This window comes from Nonomuraea sp. NPDC001636, assembly GCF_040298265.1.
Taxonomy (GTDB): Bacteria; Actinomycetota; Actinomycetes; order Streptosporangiales; family Streptosporangiaceae; genus Nonomuraea.
Genome location: NZ_JBEOZT010000002.1, coordinates 529861 through 546846, shown reverse-complemented (window position 1 = coordinate 546846; position 16986 = coordinate 529861). Strand labels below are relative to the sequence as shown.

The following is a 16986-nucleotide window of genomic DNA, read 5'->3' as shown; positions in this document are numbered from 1 at the left end:
TTGTGACCTTCGCCCATGCCCCCGCTGGAGGCTCCCCATCAAGATCCGTCATACGACCGTGCCCCGAACCGGCGCGAACCGTCGTCTCCCCGCCACTCCGACCACCGTGGACGGTGCCATGCGAGCACAGGACATCGCCGTCGCCCTGCCGACCGTGACGGCCCGCGACTCCGTGGGACGCGCCGTGCGCCTGATGGTGGTCAACCGGCTGCCCGGACTCATCGTGGTGGACGAGCGGGGCAGGCCGGCGACCGTGCTGCCGGGCACGCAGGTGCTGCGGCTGGCCATCCCCGGGACGTACCAGGAGGACCAGGCCCTGGCCCGCACGCTCGACGAGAGCGACGCCGAGCTGTTCTGGCAGGAGCTCGCCCACCTGACGGTCGGCGACTGCCTGCCCAGGCCGCCCGCGCGGCCCGTCACCGTGCCGCCGGACGCGACCCTGCTGGAGGTGGCGGCGCTGATGGCCCGCACGCGTAGCCCGCTGGTCGCCGTCCTCGGCCCGGACGCCACCCTCACGGGGGCGATCACGCTGGAACGCCTGCTGACCAGCCTGGCCATCACGAGCCTTCCGGACTGATCCGCATGAGCGCGATCCTGGCCCTATCCATCTTCGTGGTGGCGTTCTTCTTCATCGCCACCGAGAAGGCCGACAAGGTCAAGGTCGTCCTGGTGGCGGCCGGCCTGATGACCGTGCTGGGGCTGACGCCGGGGGAGGAGGTGTTCTCCTCAGGGCACGCGGGCATCGACTGGAACGTCATCTTCCTGCTGCTCGGCATGATGATCATCGTGGGGGTGATCAAGCAGACCGGGCTGTTCGACTACCTGGCGATCTGGGCGGCCAAACGCTCGCGGGGGCGGCCGTACCGGCTGATGGCGATGCTGATGGCCATCACCGCCGTGGCCTCGCCGTTCCTGGACAACGTCACGACGATCATGCTGGTCGCGCCGGTGACGGTGATGGTGTGCGGGCGGCTGCGCATCCCGGCGCAGCCGTACCTGATCGCCGAGGTGCTCGCCTCCAACATCGGCGGCGCGGCGACGCTGATCGGCGACCCGCCGAACATCATCATCGGCAGCCGGGCGGGGCTGACGTTCAACGACTTCCTCGTCCACATGGCGCCCGCGGTCGTGGCGATCTTCGGGGTGTTCGTGCTGCTCACCTACCCGCTGTTCCGCCGGTCGTTCCACTACAACGCCGACCACGTCGCCAAGGTGATGGCGCTGCAGGAGCGGCGGGCCATCACCGACCCCGCGCTGCTGGCGCGGTCGATGACGGTGCTGGCCGGGGTGGTGACGGCGTTCGCGCTGCACTCCGTGCTGCACCTGGCGCCCTCGATCATCGCCCTGGTCGGCGCGGGGGTCATGCTGCTGGTCTGCCGGGTCGAGCTCGGCGACGTGCTGCGCGAGGTCGAATGGCCCACGCTGGTGTTCTTCGCCGGGCTGTTCGTCATGGTGGCGGGCCTGGTGCACACCGGCATGATGGAGACCATCGGCCGCGCCACCATCGACCTGTTCGGCGACAACTACTTCGCCGCGGCCACCTCGCTGCTGTTCGGCTCCAGCGTGCTGGGGGCGTTCTTCGACAACATCCCGTACGTGGCGACGATGGCGCCGGTGGTGGAGGAACTGGCCGCCGCCGCACCGGACGCGTCCACCGGGCAGGCGCTGTGGTGGGCCTTCGCCTTCGGCGCCGACTTCGGCGGCAACGGCACCGCGGTCGCCGCCAGCGCCAACGTCGTGGCCCTCGGGATCGCCGCCCGCACCGGGAACCCGATCTCCTTCTGGCAGTTCACCCGGTACGGCATCGTCGTCACCCTGGGCAGCACGGCCCTGGCCTGGGTGTACGTCTGGCTGCGCTACTTCTGACCCGGGCCGCCCGGGTCAGGGGCGCAGCCGGTGGAACAGCTCGACCCTGGCCCGGTGGTAGTCGAGGTCCTCCTCGTCGTGCGGCACGCCCGCCGCGGCGGCCTTGCGGAAGTAGGCGTGCTCCCTGCGCAGCTTGTGCCGGACGAGCTGGGCGAGCGACTCGTCGTCGAGGGGGGCCGCCGTGCCGCCCTCCTCGTGGTAGGCGGCCACGAACTCCTTGCTGGGCCCGGTCAGATCGTCGCCCCACTCCAGTGCGGCGGCGGCCAGCTCCAGCTCGGGGGCGCCGACGAAGGTCTCGTCCCAGTCGAGGACGGCGACGATGCGGCCGTCCCTGGCCAGGGTGTTGCCGGTGTAGTAGTCGCCGTGCAGCGGGTGGCGTACGGGATGCCCGGCGTGGAAGGCCGCCAGCCAGCGGTCGAGGACGGGGTCGTGCAGGTCGGCGGCGTCCGGGGGCGGGTCGCCGTACAGACCGGACTCCTGGAAGGCGGGCACGGGACGCGGGCCCGGACGCAGACCGGCCAGCGCGCGGTGGAGCCTGGCCAGCAGCCGCGCGCCCGCCTCCCGCTGCGCCGGCACGTCGGAGTCGGGCCACTCGCCCTCGACGTAGGGCCAGCAGGAGATCGGCCGCCCGGCCACGACGACCACCGTCGCGCCGCCCGCGGTGGCCAGCGGGGCGACGGCCTCGGGGAGCGTGGTGGCGGCGTGCCGGGCGACGGCGTGGCACCACTCCGACTCGGCCACTCCGCGCGCGGCCGGCCCCACCCGGACGACGTGGTCGCCGAGGCGGTAGGCGGCCGACTCCTCCCCGCCGTACAGCCGCTCGCCCTCTCCTTCGGCGCCCCAGGCCCGGAAGACGGCGGCACGGATCTCGGGGGTGAGGGGCGTCTTTGCGTAGATCACCTTGTCAGGTTATGGGGCTCAGGTCATGCGCTGGGACGGCTTGTGGAGTGTTCTGCCAAGGTCGGGCGACACGTGGCGCAAATTCGGCGCTCTCCGCCGGATGGCGCTTAACCTGCACTAACAGGATCATCATCCGCTTGTCACCCCGCGGTCAGGGCCGCCGGTGCCGAGCCCGCTCCGAATTCGGGACGCTCATGATCGTGCAGTCGCAAGAAATCGCCCAAAGCTCACATCCGCCCCATAATCGCCCGTCCCGGCGCCGGGGCGCCCACACGCCACCCGGCGCCGCGCGTCGCGGCCCGCGGCCGGCCGTCGCCGTCGTGCCCGGCTCGTCCACCGTGGGCCTGCCGCCCGCCGTCGTCTCGCGCTGCCGTTAGCGCCGCTCGGGCCGGCCCGCCGATCACCGTCTGGGAGTCCCGCGTGTCCCATCCGACTCCGCCCGCAGCGCCGACTGCTGTGCCGACTGCTGTGCCGTCCGCTGTGCCGTCCGCTGTGCCGTCCGCGCTGCCATCTGCGGTGCCGTCCGTGATGCCGTCCGCTGTGCAGTCCGTCGTGCCGCCCGCCGGGGCGGGGCGGGGGCGTGCGACGTGGCGGCACGTCGCCGGCCCCGGCCGGCGCGTGGAGATCAACCCGTGGCTGGCGCGGGCGCCGTGCTCGGTACGCGCGTGCCTGCCGGAGGAGGCCGTCGCCGCCGGGCGGACGCGCCGCGCGGCCCGGCTGTGCGCCGCCCTGCTGGTGCTGCTGACCGCGCTGCCCGCCTTCCTCGTCATGGGGGCCGCGCCGAGGCTCTGGCGGGCCAGGACCGCGCAGGCGGCGGCCCGGCTGCTGCTGCGCGCGCTCGGCGTCCGGGTCGAGGTCGCCGGTCCGGCGGACCTCGCGGGCGCGGCGGCCGGGGTGCTCGTCGTGGCCAACCACGTCTCGCTGCTCGACCCGCTGGTCATGCTGGCCGCGCTGCCCTGCCGCCTGCTGGCCAAGCGGGAGGTGCGCCGGTGGCCGCTCATCGGGACGCTCGGCGCGGCCTGCGGGGCGCTGTTCATCGACCGGGAACGCCTGTCCACGCTGCCCGCCGCGGTGGGCCTGATCCGCGACGCCCTGCTGGCCGGGGAGACGGTCGCCGTCTTCCCCGAGGGCACCACGTCCTGCGGGCGCGAGGTCGGCACGTTCCGGCCCGCGGTCTTCCAGGCGGCGATCGACGCGGGGGCGGCGGTGTGCCCGGCCGTCCTGCGCTACTACGAGGGACCGAGCCCGTCGAGCCGGGGGAGCTGGGTGGGCGAGGACTCGGTGACCGGGTCCGTCGTCCGGGTGGCCGGGACGCGGCGGCTGCGGGCCGAGGTGCGGCTCACCCCGCTCCTGCCGCCGCCCGCGCCCGACCGCGGGCCGCGCGGACGTGCCGCCCTGGCCCGCGCCGCCGAGGAACGCGTACGCGCCGGCCTCGACTGACCGCACCAGCCAACCGCACAGGACTGACCACACAGGCCCGCGCCGCGGGGGAGCGCGTGCGCGGCGGCCTCGACCGACCGTTACTCGACGTAAGGATTCACCGATGTGGGGCAATTCGCCGCCGTCCGGCCGTGGGCGGAGGTGGCCGCGACGGGTCGTGCTCTGGGGCGCGGCCGTCACGTTCGCCGTCTCGCTCGTGGCCGGCCTGGACGTGCACGACCGGCTCGTGCTGGGCGACATCGTGCCGCTCGGATCGCAGTCCCTGCGCGCGGACGCCATCCTCCAGGACGCCTTCCACGCGGGCAACGCCGACCTGGTCCTGATCGCCCGCGCCGCGCGCCCGGTCGACGACCCCGAGATCGACGCCGCCGGGACGCGGCTCACCGAACGCGTCTCGGCCGATCCCGGCGTGTGGCGGGTCACCTCGTACTGGCGCGGCCACGAGCCCAGGCTGCGCAGCGGCGACGGGCGCGCGGCGGTCGTCCTGGCCCACCTGAGCGGCGACAACGCCGCCCGCAACGCCGCCGCCCGCCGGATCATGGACTCCCTGCACGGCAGCTACGGACCCCTGTCGCTGACCGCCACGGGCGAGGCCCAGGTGCGCGTCGAGGCGCAGGACCGCAGCGAGACCGACCTGCGCACCGCCGAGCTGATCGCCGCGCCGCTGACCCTGGCCATCCTGTGCGTGGTGTTCGGCAGCCTGGTCGCCGCCCTGCTGCCGGTGCTGATCGGCGCGCTGGCGGTGATCGCCACCATGGCCGTGCTGCGCCTGCTCACCGAGGTCATGGAGATCTCGGTGTTCGCGCTGAGCATCTCCAGCGCGCTCGGCTTCGCCCTGGCCGTCGACTTCAGCCTGTTCATCGTCACCCGCTTCCGCGAGCAGCTGGCCCAGGGCCAGGACGCCGTCCAGGCCGTCGCCGTCACCATGCGCACCACCGGCCGGGCCATGGCCTGCTCGGCGGCCACCGTGGCGCTGTCCATGTCGGCGCTGCTGCTGTTCCCGTTCACCATCCTGCGCTCGCTGGCCGTCGGCGGGATGACGATCAGCCTGACGGCGGCCGCGGCCAGCCTCGTGGTGCTCCCGGCCGTGCTCACCCTGCTCGGCGACCGGGTCAACCGGCTACCCGTGCCCGGCCCGTGGAACGCCGCGCGCCGGTCCGCGCCGCCGGTGGAGGACGGGCCCTGGTACCGCCTGGCGGTCGCCGTCATGCGCCGCCCGCTGGCGGTGGCCGTGCCCACCACCGCGCTGCTGCTGGCCATGGGCGCGCCGTTCCTGGGCGCCCGCTTCGGCACCCTGGACGACCGCATCCTGCCGCCCGACGCGCCCGCCGCCCGCGCCGCGCAGGCGCTGCGCGCGGAGTTCGGCGGGCAGCAGGTGGTCGGCGGCACCATGATCGTGCTGCCGGACCTGCGGACGACCGGGCAGAGCTCCGCCGGCCCGCTGGACGGCTACGCCAGACGCCTGGCCGCCACCGACGGCGTGCTCCGGGTGGACACGGCCGGCGGCTCCTACAGCCGGGCCGCCACCGTGCCGGCGCCGGGCCGCCGGTTCACCGGCGAGGCGGGCACCTGGCTGCTCGTCACCACCGCGCACGAGCCGTACTCGGTGGCCAACAGCGAGCTCGTCCGGCGCCTGCGCGCGATCCCGGCCCCGGGCCAGGCGCTGTTCGCCGGGCCGGGCGCCGAGCTCGACGACCTCAGGCAGAGCATCGCCGGCACGCTGCCCACCGCCCTGGCGCTGATCGCGCTGGCCACCCTGGCCATGGTGACGCTGCTGACTCGCAGTGTCGTGCTGGCCGTCAAGGCCCTGGTGATGAACGTGCTCAGCCTCACCGCCACCTTCGGCGCCCTGGTCCACGTCTTCCAGGACGGCCACCTGCGCGGGCTGGTCGGCGACTTCACCGCCACCGGCAGCATCGACGCCCTCATGCCCACGCTGATCTTCTGCGTCGCCTTCGGCCTGTCCATGGACTACGAGATCTTCCTGCTGTCCCGGATCACCGAGGAGTACCGCGACCGCGGCGACACCGCCACCGCGGTCGCCACCGGGCTGCAGCACACCGGGCGGCTGTTCACCTCGGCCGCCGTCATCTTCGCCGTCGTCATGGCCGCCGTGGCGACCTCCGGCCTGGCCGTGCTCAAGATGATCGGGGTGGGCATCGCGCTGGCCGTCCTGGTCGACTGCACGCTGATCCGCACGCTCCTCGTGCCCGCCGTGATGCGCCTGGCCGGGCCCGTCAACTGGTGGGCGCCCCGGCTCCTGCGCGGCAGGCGGGGGAGCGGCGGCGGCTCTCCCGGCGACCCGTCGCGCGTCCCCGTCGGCGCGGCCGCGGGCGGCCCGGACGGGACGGAGCCCGCGGCCCCGGCGGGCACACCCGCGAGCGCACCGTGACGACCATCCGCGATCAGGACCACCGCCACGAGCGGCCGCCGTCCGGGCCGGGGCTGTCGCCGTGCACGCCGGACGCGTGCGTGCGCCCGCCGGTCGCCGCCGCCGGGCCGGTGCGCCGGGCCGCCCGTCTCCTGGGCTGCGCGCTGGCCCTGGGGGCCGCCCTGACGCTGTCGGCGATGCCCGCCCGCCGCGCCGGGGCCCTGCGCGCACGCCTGGCCCGCAGGGCCATGGGCCTGATCGTGCGCGCGCTCGGCATCAGGGTGCGGATCCCCGGCGGCGTCCCCGCCCTGGACGGCCACGGCACCCTGCTGGTGAGCAACCACATCTCGTGGGCCGACCCGCTGATCATGGCGGCTCTCACGCCGGCCCGCCAGCTCGCCAAACGGGACATCGGACGGTGGCCGCTGGTCCGGTCGCTGGCCGCGGCCCACCGCACGCTGTTCATCGACAAGGACCGGCCGGCCGGGCTGCCCGCCGCGATCACGGCCGTCGCCGCCGCGCTGCGCGACGGGGACGCCGTGCTGGCCTACCCCGAGGGCACCACCTGGTGCGGGGAGGCCATGGGAGCCTTCCACCCGGCCCTGTTCCAGGCCGCCGTCGAGGCGGGCGCGACCGTCCGGCCGGTGGCGCTGCGCTACCGCGAGGCCGGCGCGCCCTCCACCCGCGCGGCCTGGATCGGCGCGGACTCCCTGCCGGTCTCGCTGCTGCGCGTGGTCGCGACCCGGAACCTGGTGGCCGAGGTGACGTTCCTGCCCCCCGTACGCCCCCAGCTCACCGGACGGGCGCGCGCGGACCGGGCGGCGCTGGCCGCGCTGACCGAGTCGCGGGTCAGGGACGCTCTGGGCCCGGCTTGATGGACATTTGATGTGTCATACCCGGACCCGCCGGCACTCCTGGAGCACACTCGGACACGCCCCCCATCCGCCGAGAGAACGGACGGCACCATGACCGACGACCAGATAACAGACGTGCTCCGCGGCCACTGCGCGCGGGTCCTGGGCGTCAGCCCGGCCCAGATCGGCCCGCACACCGACCTGCGCGAGGAACTGGACGCCGACAGCCTCGACTTCGCCGAGCTGCACGCCGTGGTCGAGGACGAGTGGGGCACCTTCGCCGACGACCGGCTCCAGCGGGTGCGGACGGTCGCCGACATGGCCGCCGTCATCCGCCGCCACCTGACGGCGGTGGGCGGCTGATGCGAGCCCGGGTCGCGGTGACCGGGCTCGGCCTGCGCACGCCCGCCGGCTCCGGCCCCAAGGAGCTGTGGAACGCGCTGCTCGGCGGGCGCTCGACGGCACGGGCCATCACGTCCTTCGACACGTCCGCGCTCGCGGTGCGCTTCGCCTGCCAGGTGCCGGAGCTGGACGTCTCGGCGTACCTGACCGACCGGCAGGCCCGGCGGCTGGACCGGTCGTCGCTGCTGGCGGTGTGCGCGGCCGGCGACGCGCTGGCCGACGCCGGTCATCCGCGGGTGCCGCCCGAGCGGCGGGCCGTGGTGGCGGGCAGCTCGTTCTGCGGCACCGAGACCTACGAGTCGGCGCTGCTCGACACGCCGGGCCCGGCCGCGCTGCGGCTGTCGCCGATCTTCATCCCGAAGATCATGCCCAACGCCGGCGCCGCCGCCATCGGCATGCGGTACGAGATCCGCGGGCCGAGCATGTCCGTGGTCACCGCCTGCGCCTCCGGCGCGCACGCCATCGGCGAGGGCGTCCGGCTGATCCGCGACGGCTCGGCCGACCTGGTCGTGGCCGGGGCCGGGGACGCCAACGTCACCCCCGGCATGCTGCACGGCTTCAGCCGGTGCCGCGCCCTGTCGGTACGCAACGACGACCCCGAGGCCGCCTGCCGTCCCTTCGAGGCCGACCGCGACGGGTTCGTGCTGGCCGAGGGGGCCGCGTTCCTCGTCCTGGAACGCCTCGACGACGCCGTGCGCCGCGGGGCGCGCGTCCACGCCGAGGTGTCCGGCTACGGCCGCACCAGCGACGCCCACGACCTGACGGCTCCCGCGCCCGGCGGCGAGGGCGCCCGGCGGTGCATGGACGCCGCGCTCGCCGACGCGGGCCTGGCGCCCGAGGACATCGTGCACGTCAACGCCCACGGCACCGGGACCGAGCTGAACGACCTGGCCGAGGCGCAGGCGATCGGCCGCGTCTTCGGGCCCGCCGCCGTGCCGGTGAGCTCGACCAAGGGGGTGACCGGGCACGCGCTCGGCGCGTCCGGGGCGATCGAGGCCGTGGCGTGCGTGCTGGCGATGGCCGAGTGCACCGCCCCGCCGACCGCCAACCTGGACCGGCTCGACCCGCGCTGCGACATCGACGCGGCGCCCGTGCCGCGCCCGATCGCGAGGGGGCCGGTGATGTCGAACTCGTTCGGCTTCGGCGGCCACAACGCCACGCTGGTCTTCTCGCCGGTGCGCTGACCGCTCCGGCCGGACGGTCAGCCCCGCCGGACGGTCAGCCCCGCCGGGAGACGAACACGCAGAACGGGTGCCCGGCCGGGTCGGCGTAGACCCGCAGGGGTTCCTCGTCGTCGTCGATCCGGTCCAGCAGCAGCCGGCCGCCCAGGCGCAGAACGCGTTCGTGCTGCTCCAGCAGGCTCTCGACCGACGAGACGGTCAGGTCGAGGTGGAGCTGCTGGGGCACCCCGGGCTCCGGCCAGGTCGCCTCGGGAAGCGTCTCGACCTGCTGGAAGGCCAGCTGCGGCGCGCCATCCCTGGTCCGCAGCACGAGCCAGTCGCGGCCGCGCTCGTCGTCGGCGCCCGGCTGCGGCGGCTCGTCGCCGGGCCGGTAGACCAGGTCCAGCAGGGACCGGTAGAACTCCGCCAGCGCCCTGGCGTCGGTGCAGTCGAGCACCACCTGACACAGCCTGATCCCGCCGTCCGTACCGGTCATGCGCGCCTCCCGTGATCGTCCTTTGTCCGTCATGCTCTCTGCACGGCGGGAGGGCGCGTCAAACGCGGCGGCCTCACCAGGTGACCGGCAGGGACGCCAGGCCGTAGATCGTGGCGCGCGGGCGCAGCGGCACCTCCTCGGCGGGCACGGCCAGCCGCAGCCCGGGGAATCGGCGCAGCAGCGCGGGGAAGGCCAGCCGCATCTCCAGGCGGGCGAGCTGCTGGCCCAGGCACTGGTGGATGCCGTGGCCGAAGCCGAGCTGCGGCCCGGCCTCGCGGGTGACGTCGAAGCGGTGGGGGTCGGGGAATCGGGCCGGGTCGCGGTTGACGGCCGGCAGGGAGAGCGTCACGGTCTCACCGGCCCTGATCGTCTGCCCGGCGAGCGGCACGTCGGCCCGCGCGACCCGGATCGGGCCGATGTGCACGATGCTGAGGTAGCGCATCAGCTCCTCGACGGCGGTCGCCGCGACGCCGGGGTCGGTGCGCACCAGCTCCGCCTGCTCCGGACGGCTCAGCAGCAGGAACGCGCCGAGAGCCAGCATGTTCGCGGTGGTCTCGTGGCCGGCGGTCAGCAGCAGGGTGGCCACCCCGGTCAGCTCCTCGTGGTTCAGCTCGCCGCCGGAGACCAGCTCGCCGAGCAGGTCCTGGGTAGGCTCGGCCCGCTTGCGGGTGACCAGCTCGGACAGGTAGCCCATCAGTTCGGCGCCCGCCGCGCCGCGTTCCGCGGCGGAGTTGTCCAGGTTCACCGCGCGCGCGGTGGTGTCCTGGAAACGCACGCGCTCGTCGTACGGCACGCCGAGCAGCTCGCAGATCACCAGCGACGGGATGGGCAGCGCGAACGCGCCGACCAGGTCGGCGGGCGCTCCGGCCGCGGCCATCTCGTCGAGGCGGCCGTCGACGATCTCCTGGATCCTGGGCTCCAGGAGCCGCATCCGGCGCATGCTGAAGCGGCCGGTGAGCAGCCGCCGGTAGCGGGAGTGCTCGGGGTCGTCCATGGCGATGAAGAAGCCCGGCGGGATCACCAGGTCGGCCAGGCCCTCGGGCGGCGCCAGCTCCTTGATCGGCGGCGCGGCGCCCTGGGAGGTGTTGCTGAAGCGCGGGTCGTCGAGCACCGCGCGGGCCTCGGCGTGGCCGGTGACCAGCCAGCCGGGACGGCCGTCGGCGTAGATCATGCGGTGCAGCGGGCCGTGCAGCCGGGCGAGCTCGGCGGGCGGCTCGAACGGGTCCTCGCGGTCGAGCGGCAGGCTCTGAAGGATGTCCATGCCCCCAGAAAACCGCAGAGACTGCGAATTTGCAACCTATGCATAAAAGCAGGGCATGCAGTAGGGTGACGCCCGTGGAAGGTCATCGCGAACGCAAGAAGGCCCGCACCCGCCGCGCGCTGCTGGAGGCGGCCGTCCGGCTGTTCGCCGAGCGGGGGTACGAGCAGACCACCGTCGCCGACATCGCCGCGGCGGCCGACGTCGCGCCCCGCACCTTCTTCGCGTACTTCGCGAGCAAGGAGGACGTGCTCTTCCTCCAGGCGGGCGAGCGCGAGCGGGTGATGCTGGAGGCGATCGCCGGGCGGCGGCCGGGAGAGCCGCTGGGGGAGCTGCTGAGCCGGATGTTCGAGGCCATGGTGCGCAGCCTGGCCGAGGACGACGAGCTCGGCTTCGCGCTGTCGCCGCTGCGGGCGCGGCTGATGGTCGCCGAGCCCGCGCTGCGCGCCCGCGGCCTGACGCTCATGATGGAGACCCAGCCCCGGCTGGCCAGGGCGCTGTGCGAGGTCTATCCGGGGCTCGACCCGGTGTCGGCGGGTGCGGCGGTCGGGAGCTTCATGGGCGCGCTGGCCGCGGCCGGGATGGTCGCCCAGGAGCAGGGCGGCTCGGAGGACGACGTCCTGGCCGCCGGGCGGCGCGGGATCGAGGTCGCGGTCAACGGCCTGGCGAGCCTCGACCGGCCCTAGCGACTCCTCGTCACCCTTGGGAAAGGCGGCCTGGTCCGCGCGGGGCCGCCCGGGGTCGCGTCCGCATGCGGGCGTGTGCCTGACGGCCGCTCGTCACGGCTCCAGGGACTGGCGGGCGCGCAGGGCGCGGAGTTTGTGGCGGTTGCCGCAGCGTTCCATCGCGCACCAGCGGCGGGCGCCGGGGCGCGAGGTGTCGACGAACACCAGCGGGCAGTTGTCGCTCGCGCACTCGCGGATGCGTTCGGCGAGCGGCCCGGACAGCAGTTCGATCATCTCCCGCGCCATGGCGGACAGGGCCTGGGCGGCCCGCACCGGTGGCGCCCATCCGGCGGTGACGCCGTCGGCGGCGAGTTCGGGGACCAGGGGCGCGGCCGACGCGGCCCGGTTGATGACCGTGATCGCCCCGGCGGGCAGGGGGCGGCGCGCCGCCCGGGCGTGGGCCGCGTCCCAGATCGCCTGGCGCAGGGCCTTGGCGTCGGTGAGCTCGCCGGCGGTCACGGGGGCCGTCATGACCGCCGTCAGCGGTGGCTGAGCGAGCCATTCGGCCAGGTCGGCGGGCTCGTGCAGGGACTCGAAGATCGCATATTGGCCCTCGCCGCCGGTGTGGGCGAAGTCGAGGCAGAGGGCGCCGGCGTCGAACCGGAACGACCCGCCCTTGGGATCGTGCAGCACCCGTCCGGTTGCGTTCACTCGCATGACACCACTATAACTGGTGTCGTAACGAAACCTCTTTAACCGGTTTCAGAACGCGAGGAGAGAGAACATGGGCGTACGGCACGTCAACCCCGAGGGGCTTCATCGCAGCCCGGCCTTCAGCCAGGCCGTCGTGGTCGAGCAGCCGGCCAAGACGATCTACATCGGCGGCCAGAACGGCGTCGGCCCCGACGGCAAGGTCGTCGGCCCCACGGTGGGGGAGCAGGCCAGGCAGGTGTTCCGCAACCTCCGGACGATCCTGGAGAGCGAGGGCGCCAGCCTGGCGAACGTCGTGCACTGGCGCATCGCCGTGCTGGACGGCCACACCTTCGACGAGGGAGTGGCCGCCTTCCAGGAGGTGTGGAACCGGGCCGACCCGCCGCCCGCCATCACGGTGCACGTCGTGGCCGGCCTGAACCCGGGATGCCTCGTCGAGGTCGACGCCGTCGCCGTCGTGTGACCCGCGGGCCGCGACGGGTGGTCAAGGTCACGTCATCACGACCGGTCGAGCAGCCACCGCTCGACCGCCGCGCTCATCCGCCCGCCCGCCTCCAGCGCCGCCGCCTTCGCGGCGGCCGGGTCCGTGTGCGCGGCCTGGCCGAGGATGACGCCGAGCACCAGATGGCCCCGTACGCGCGAGGCCCACATCAGGTTGCCGCCCGCGGCCGTGCCCGAGCCGGTCTTGATGCCGATGACGCCGTGCCGGTTCAGCAGCGTGTTGGTGTTGTGCAGCCGCCGGGCGTCCCCCGGGACGGACGTGTCGGTCTGCGCCACCACCGCCCGCAGCACCGGGTCGCCCATCGCCGCCCTGGCCAGTCTGAGCTGGTCGGCGGCGGTGCTGACGGTGGTGTCCTCGTTGCCGCTGGCCCCCGTGTACGTGCTGTCCGCCATGCCCAGGCGGCGCGCGGCGGCGTTCATCCGGGCCACGAAACGCTCCTGCGAACCGGCGTCCCAGCGGGCCAGCAGCCGGGCCACGTTGTTGCCCGAGGGCACCATCATCAGCTCCAGCAGCCGCCGCAGCCGTACCGTCCGGCCCTGGACGAGCGGGACGGTCGACTCCAGCCGCGACGACGACTCCTCGGCCGCCGTGCGGTCCACGGTGATCGGCGGGCCGTCGTCGCCGGGCCGGAGCGGGTGGCGGCGCAGGATCACGTAGGCGGTCATCACCTTCGTCACGCTGGCGATCGGCACCGGCCGCGGGTCGCCGCTGACGCCCAGGCTGCCCATGCCGGCCACCTCGACCGCCGCCTGCCCTTCCTGCGGCCACGGCAGGGACGCGTCCCCGGTGACCGGCGGAGCCCCGGCACAGCCCGACAGAACACCCGCCAGCAGCAGAAACATCAAGGAACGTCGCATACCGGCCAGGTTGCGCGACCGGCGTGTCCGTACGGCCGTGACCGCGCGTCCATCCGCGCTCAGCCGTGTATCAGCCCGGCATCAACTCCGGCATCAGCCCGCCGGGATCACCCGCCGGGAGGCGGAGGACGGCGACAGCGCCGCCGTCCGGGGCGTTGGCCAGGGTCAGCTCGGCGCCGATGACCCGGGCCTGGCCCAGCGCGATCGTCAGCCCCAGGCCGTGCCCGCGGCCCCGCTCGGCGGCGCCCGTGCGGAACCGGCGCGGCCCGTCGGCCAGCAGCTCCGGCGGGAACCCCGGCCCCCGGTCGCGCACCTCGATCACGTGGTCGCCGACCGCGATCTCCACCGGCGCCGCGCCGTGCCGATGGGCGTTGAGCACGAGGTTGGCCAGGATCCGGTCGAGCCGCCGCGGATCGGTCTCGGCCACCGGGTCCCCGTCGGCCAGCACCCGCGCCTCGACCCCCACCCGGGACGCCGACTCCGCGGCCAGCCCGGCCAGCGGCACGCGCACCCGCTCGGCGACCTCGGCCCCGGCGTCCAGCCGGGACACCTCCAGCAGGTCCTCCACCAGCGTCCGCAGCACCCGCACCCGGTCCCGCACCAGGTCGGTGACCTCGCCCTCGTCCAGCAGCTCGACCACGGCGACCAGGCCCATCAGCGGGGTGCGCAGGTCGTGCGCGACGTCGGCGGTGAACCGCTGCTCGGCCAGCAGCCGGTGTTGCAGGCTCGCCGCCATCGAGTCCACGGCGGCGGAGATGTGGGCGATCTCGTCCCGGCCGCGGGCGTTCGTCCGGGCCGCCAGGTCGCCCCCGGCGATCCTGCGGGCGGTGCGCGCGACCCGCCGCAGCCGCCGGTTGGGCAGCTCGGCCGCCAGCATCGACAGCGGCACCACCCCGGCCAGGGCGAGCAGCCCGGCCTTGGCCATGTCCCGGTCGAGCGCCTGGAGGCCGAGCACTTCGGAGCCCATCGCGATCTGCGCGCTCATCGCCTCGCGGCCGTCGCCGCCGTACGGCTGGACCGCCCACATCCACGGCTCGTCCCGGTGGTCGAGCCCGTACCAGACCACCCGCCGGCCGGGCCGCAGCCGGTCGGCCAGGGCGCCGGGGAGCTCGGCGACGGGCACCACGTCCTCGGCGGTCCCGGCGGCCAGCGACCTGTCCAGGGCCACCTCGGCCCGCGCCCGGCCGAGGTCGAGCGCCCGCTGCCAGGTCGCCCGGTGCACCAGCAGCCCCACCACGGCGGCGACGACGGTCGCGGCGAGCGTGACGAGTGCGGCGATCTTCCAGCGCAGCGAGGCGGGATTCACGTGACGGCCAGCTTGTAGCCGAACCCGCGCACGGTCTCGACGCGCTCTGCGCCGATCTTCCTGCGCAGCCGCTGCACGCACAGGTCGACCACGCGGCTGTCGCCGTCCCATCCGTAGTCCCACACGTTGCGCAGCAGCGTCGCCCGTTCCAGGACGATGCCGGGATGGGCGGCGAACTCCAGCAGCAGCCGCAGCTCGGTCGGCGACAGCTCGACGCGCCGGCCGGCCCGGCGCACCTCCAGCGCGCCGGTGTCCACGCTCAGGTCCCCGAACTCCAGCACGGCCGCGCCCGCCTCGGGCCCGGCGGCCGGCGTACGCGCGAAGGTGGCCCGGCGCAGCAGCGACCGGATCCTGGCCACCAGCACCGGCAGGTCCACCGGCTTGACCACGTAGTCGTCGGCGCCGCCCTCCAGCCCGGCCACGATGTCCAGCCCGTCGCCGCGGGCCGACATCATCAGGATCGGCACCTGGCCGGTCTCCCTGATGCTGCGGCACACGCTGATGCCGTCCAGGCCGGGCAGCATCACGTCCAGCAGCAGCAGGTCGTGATCGCCCGTACGGGCGGCCTCCAGCCCGTCGAGCCCGTCGGCCGCCGTGGTCACCCGGTAGCCGTACCGTTCCAGGGCCATGCCCAGTGACGTGCGGATCACGGTGTCGTCCTCGACGAGCAGCAGGGATGTCATGAAATCGCACCATACCTAGCGAAGTGCACTGACCGGCCCGGGTCTCGGTAGGCTCGGGGTGGAACGATCGCGGCCAGGACGCCGAAGCCGTTCCCGCTCCGCCCGGCCTTCATCGCCTCGCAGTCGGCCGGGTCGGCTGTCCCGCCGGTGCCCCTCCGCAGCCGGTCAGCACCGCCGGACCGGGCAGACCGCACACCGGCACACGCATCAAGGGCCCCTTCACCGTGGGACGCGCCGCCCTCCGCGACGCCTCGGCCCACTCTTGAGCCCTCATCCGTCCGCCCGGCCTCGGCCGGGTATCACCGGGCGCTCGGCCGTGTATCAGCCGTGCATCAGCGCCCGTAGCCAGTCATCAACCCCCACGGAAACGGAGAAGAACCGTGCCGAATCACGTTCTCACCGGCACCCCGGGCGCCGGGAAGACGGCCGTCCTGCGGCTGCTGGAGGTCCACGGGTTCAGCGTCGTCGAGGAGGCGGCGACGGACGTCATCGCCCTCGGCCAGGCGCTCGGCCGCGCGGAGCCCTGGCGCGAGCCGGCCTTCGTCGAGGAGGTGGTCAGGCTCCAGCGGCGGCGTCAGGAGGCCGCGCCCGCGGGCGGCGAGGCCGCCGTCTTCTTCGACCGCTCGCCGGTCTGCACGCTGGCGCTGAGCCGCTTCCTCGGGTTCGCCACCTCGCCCCTGCTCACCCGCGAGGTCGAGCGGGTGGTGGACCGGGGGACGTACGACGGAAAGGTGTTCTTCGTCCGCAACCAGGGGTTCGTCCGCGCCACCTCCGCCAGGCGGATCGGCTACGAGGAGGCGCTGGACTTCGAGCGCCTGCACGAGCGGACCTACCGCGACCTCGGGTTCGAGCTCGTCGAGGTGCCCGCCGGGCCGCTGGCCGAGCGCGTCGCGCTGGTCGAGCGCGCCGTCAGCCCACCCGGCCGCTCTTGACGAGCGCCCAGCACAGCGAGGCGAACGCGCCGGTGGTGGTGATCGTCCGGACGAGGTTGTAGCCGGCCCACTTGGCCTCGTCGAACGCGCGGCGCACCGCGGCCAGGTCGGCGATCCTGTCCGGGTCGCCGGCCGCCTTGATGGCGTCGTTGAGCGGCACGTTCACGGCCACCGTGAGCACGAAGGCGACCAGGTAGAGCACCAGCGCGACGATGATCCAGGGCAGCACCGCGCGCACGTCCTGGCCGAGGTGCAGCGCCGCCGCCAGGCCCGTGAAGGCCAGCGCGCCGATGAAGCTGAGCATGAACCAGGGGTTGAGGATCGCCCGGTCGAGGGCCTGGAACGCCCCGACGAACGTGCGGTCGTCGGTCGCGCCCAGGCCACGCATGATGGTGTGCGAGTACAGCCCGAAGACGCCCGCCGCGAGCCCGGTCGCCATGGTCGCCGCGATCAGCACGACGGTGCGCAGAACCGACATCAGTGTGTCCCCCTGTTCGTCCCCGCGCCCGACGTCCCGGACGCGCGAGGACAAGTCAACGCGACTCCGGGGGAGCGCGGCCATGGGCGAGACTCTCCCGCCCAT

18 protein-coding genes are annotated in these 16986 nt (G+C 74.4%); 10 read left to right on the top strand and 8 right to left on the bottom strand.

All coding sequences use genetic code 11. From position 1 onward, the window contains the following. The first annotated feature begins 118 nt into the window (after positions 1-118). Positions 119-577, top strand: a complete 459-nt coding sequence (locus ABT158_RS06235) for a CBS domain-containing protein (protein ID WP_352351467.1) — start codon at positions 119-121, stop codon at positions 575-577. A 5-nt stretch (positions 578-582) separates the two neighbouring features. Then, complete coding sequence (locus ABT158_RS06230; RefSeq protein WP_352351465.1) at positions 583-1866, top strand: ArsB/NhaD family transporter; 1284 nt, start codon at positions 583-585, stop codon at positions 1864-1866. Positions 1867-1881: 15 nt separating this feature from the next. Here the strand turns inward: ABT158_RS06230 and ABT158_RS06225 are convergent, their stop codons facing one another. After that, positions 1882-2766 carry a phosphotransferase enzyme family protein gene (locus ABT158_RS06225; protein WP_352351463.1) on the bottom strand — a complete coding sequence of 295 codons (885 nt, stop codon included), beginning with the start codon at positions 2764-2766 and terminating at the stop codon, positions 1882-1884. A gap of 528 nt (positions 2767-3294) precedes the next feature. Between ABT158_RS06225 and ABT158_RS06220 the strand changes: the two genes are divergently transcribed. The 5 genes from ABT158_RS06220 (at position 3295) to ABT158_RS06200 (ending at position 9017) form a co-directional block, all read left to right on the top strand. After that, on the top strand, positions 3295-4206 hold the full coding sequence (locus ABT158_RS06220; RefSeq protein ID WP_352351788.1) for a lysophospholipid acyltransferase family protein: 912 nt from the start codon (positions 3295-3297) through the stop codon (positions 4204-4206). A gap of 157 nt (positions 4207-4363) precedes the next feature. After that, the gene (locus ABT158_RS06215) at positions 4364-6598 is read left to right on the top strand and encodes an MMPL family transporter (protein ID WP_352351461.1); all 2235 of its coding nucleotides are present in this window, start codon (positions 4364-4366) and stop codon (positions 6596-6598) included. Then, entirely contained in the window at positions 6595-7452 is an 858-nt protein-coding gene (locus tag ABT158_RS06210; RefSeq protein ID WP_352351459.1) for a lysophospholipid acyltransferase family protein, read from the top strand. The genes ABT158_RS06215 and ABT158_RS06210 overlap by 4 nt, the downstream gene beginning before the upstream one ends. A 90-nt stretch (positions 7453-7542) precedes the next feature. Next, positions 7543-7794 carry an acyl carrier protein gene (locus ABT158_RS06205; RefSeq protein ID WP_352351457.1) on the top strand — a complete coding sequence of 84 codons (252 nt, stop codon included), beginning with the start codon at positions 7543-7545 and terminating at the stop codon, positions 7792-7794. Continuing rightward, positions 7794-9017, top strand: coding sequence for a beta-ketoacyl-[acyl-carrier-protein] synthase family protein (locus tag ABT158_RS06200; RefSeq protein WP_352351455.1), 1224 nt, complete (start codon positions 7794-7796; stop codon positions 9015-9017). The genes ABT158_RS06205 and ABT158_RS06200 overlap by 1 nt, the downstream gene beginning before the upstream one ends. Positions 9018-9051: 34 nt before the next feature. Here ABT158_RS06200 and ABT158_RS06195 read toward each other — a convergent pair whose 3' ends face one another. Together ABT158_RS06195 and ABT158_RS06190 are read right to left on the bottom strand one after the other, a co-directional pair. Continuing rightward, on the bottom strand, positions 9052-9489 hold the full coding sequence (locus tag ABT158_RS06195) for a VOC family protein (RefSeq protein ID WP_352351453.1): 438 nt from the start codon (positions 9487-9489) through the stop codon (positions 9052-9054). Positions 9490-9562: 73 nt separating this feature from the next. Beyond that, positions 9563-10750, bottom strand: a complete 1188-nt coding sequence (locus tag ABT158_RS06190; RefSeq protein WP_352351451.1) for a cytochrome P450 — start codon at positions 10748-10750, stop codon at positions 9563-9565. A 74-nt stretch (positions 10751-10824) separates the two neighbouring features. Here ABT158_RS06190 and ABT158_RS06185 point away from each other — a divergent pair, with 74 nt between their 5' ends. Continuing rightward, positions 10825-11433, top strand: a complete 609-nt coding sequence (locus ABT158_RS06185; RefSeq protein WP_352351449.1) for a TetR/AcrR family transcriptional regulator — start codon at positions 10825-10827, stop codon at positions 11431-11433. A gap of 93 nt (positions 11434-11526) precedes the next feature. Here the strand turns inward: ABT158_RS06185 and ABT158_RS06180 are convergent, their stop codons facing one another. Next, positions 11527-12129, bottom strand: coding sequence for a CGNR zinc finger domain-containing protein (locus ABT158_RS06180; protein ID WP_352351447.1), 603 nt, complete (start codon positions 12127-12129; stop codon positions 11527-11529). 67 nt (positions 12130-12196) lie between these two features. On the opposite strand from ABT158_RS06180, the gene ABT158_RS06175 reads away from it, so the two are divergent. Beyond that, complete coding sequence (locus tag ABT158_RS06175) at positions 12197-12586, top strand: RidA family protein (RefSeq protein ID WP_352351445.1); 390 nt, start codon at positions 12197-12199, stop codon at positions 12584-12586. 35 nt (positions 12587-12621) lie between these two features. Here the strand turns inward: ABT158_RS06175 and ABT158_RS06170 are convergent, their stop codons facing one another. The 3 genes from ABT158_RS06170 to cseB form a co-directional block, all read right to left on the bottom strand. Next, positions 12622-13482, bottom strand: a complete 861-nt coding sequence (locus ABT158_RS06170) for a D-alanyl-D-alanine carboxypeptidase family protein (protein ID WP_352351443.1) — start codon at positions 13480-13482, stop codon at positions 12622-12624. Between the two features lie 70 nt (positions 13483-13552). Beyond that, entirely contained in the window at positions 13553-14788 is a 1236-nt protein-coding gene (locus tag ABT158_RS06165; protein ID WP_352351441.1) for a sensor histidine kinase, read from the bottom strand. Next, on the bottom strand, positions 14785-15471 hold the full coding sequence (gene cseB, locus ABT158_RS06160) for a two-component system response regulator CseB (protein ID WP_352351439.1): 687 nt from the start codon (positions 15469-15471) through the stop codon (positions 14785-14787). The genes ABT158_RS06165 and cseB overlap by 4 nt, the downstream gene beginning before the upstream one ends. A 380-nt stretch (positions 15472-15851) precedes the next feature. Here cseB and ABT158_RS06155 point away from each other — a divergent pair, with 380 nt between their 5' ends. Continuing rightward, positions 15852-16403 carry an AAA family ATPase gene (locus ABT158_RS06155; protein ID WP_352351437.1) on the top strand — a complete coding sequence of 184 codons (552 nt, stop codon included), beginning with the start codon at positions 15852-15854 and terminating at the stop codon, positions 16401-16403. Here the strand turns inward: ABT158_RS06155 and ABT158_RS06150 are convergent. Then, positions 16381-16881, bottom strand: a complete 501-nt coding sequence (locus ABT158_RS06150; protein WP_352351435.1) for an anthrone oxygenase family protein — start codon at positions 16879-16881, stop codon at positions 16381-16383. The genes ABT158_RS06155 and ABT158_RS06150 overlap by 23 nt on opposite strands. Positions 16882-16986 lie beyond the last annotated feature (105 nt).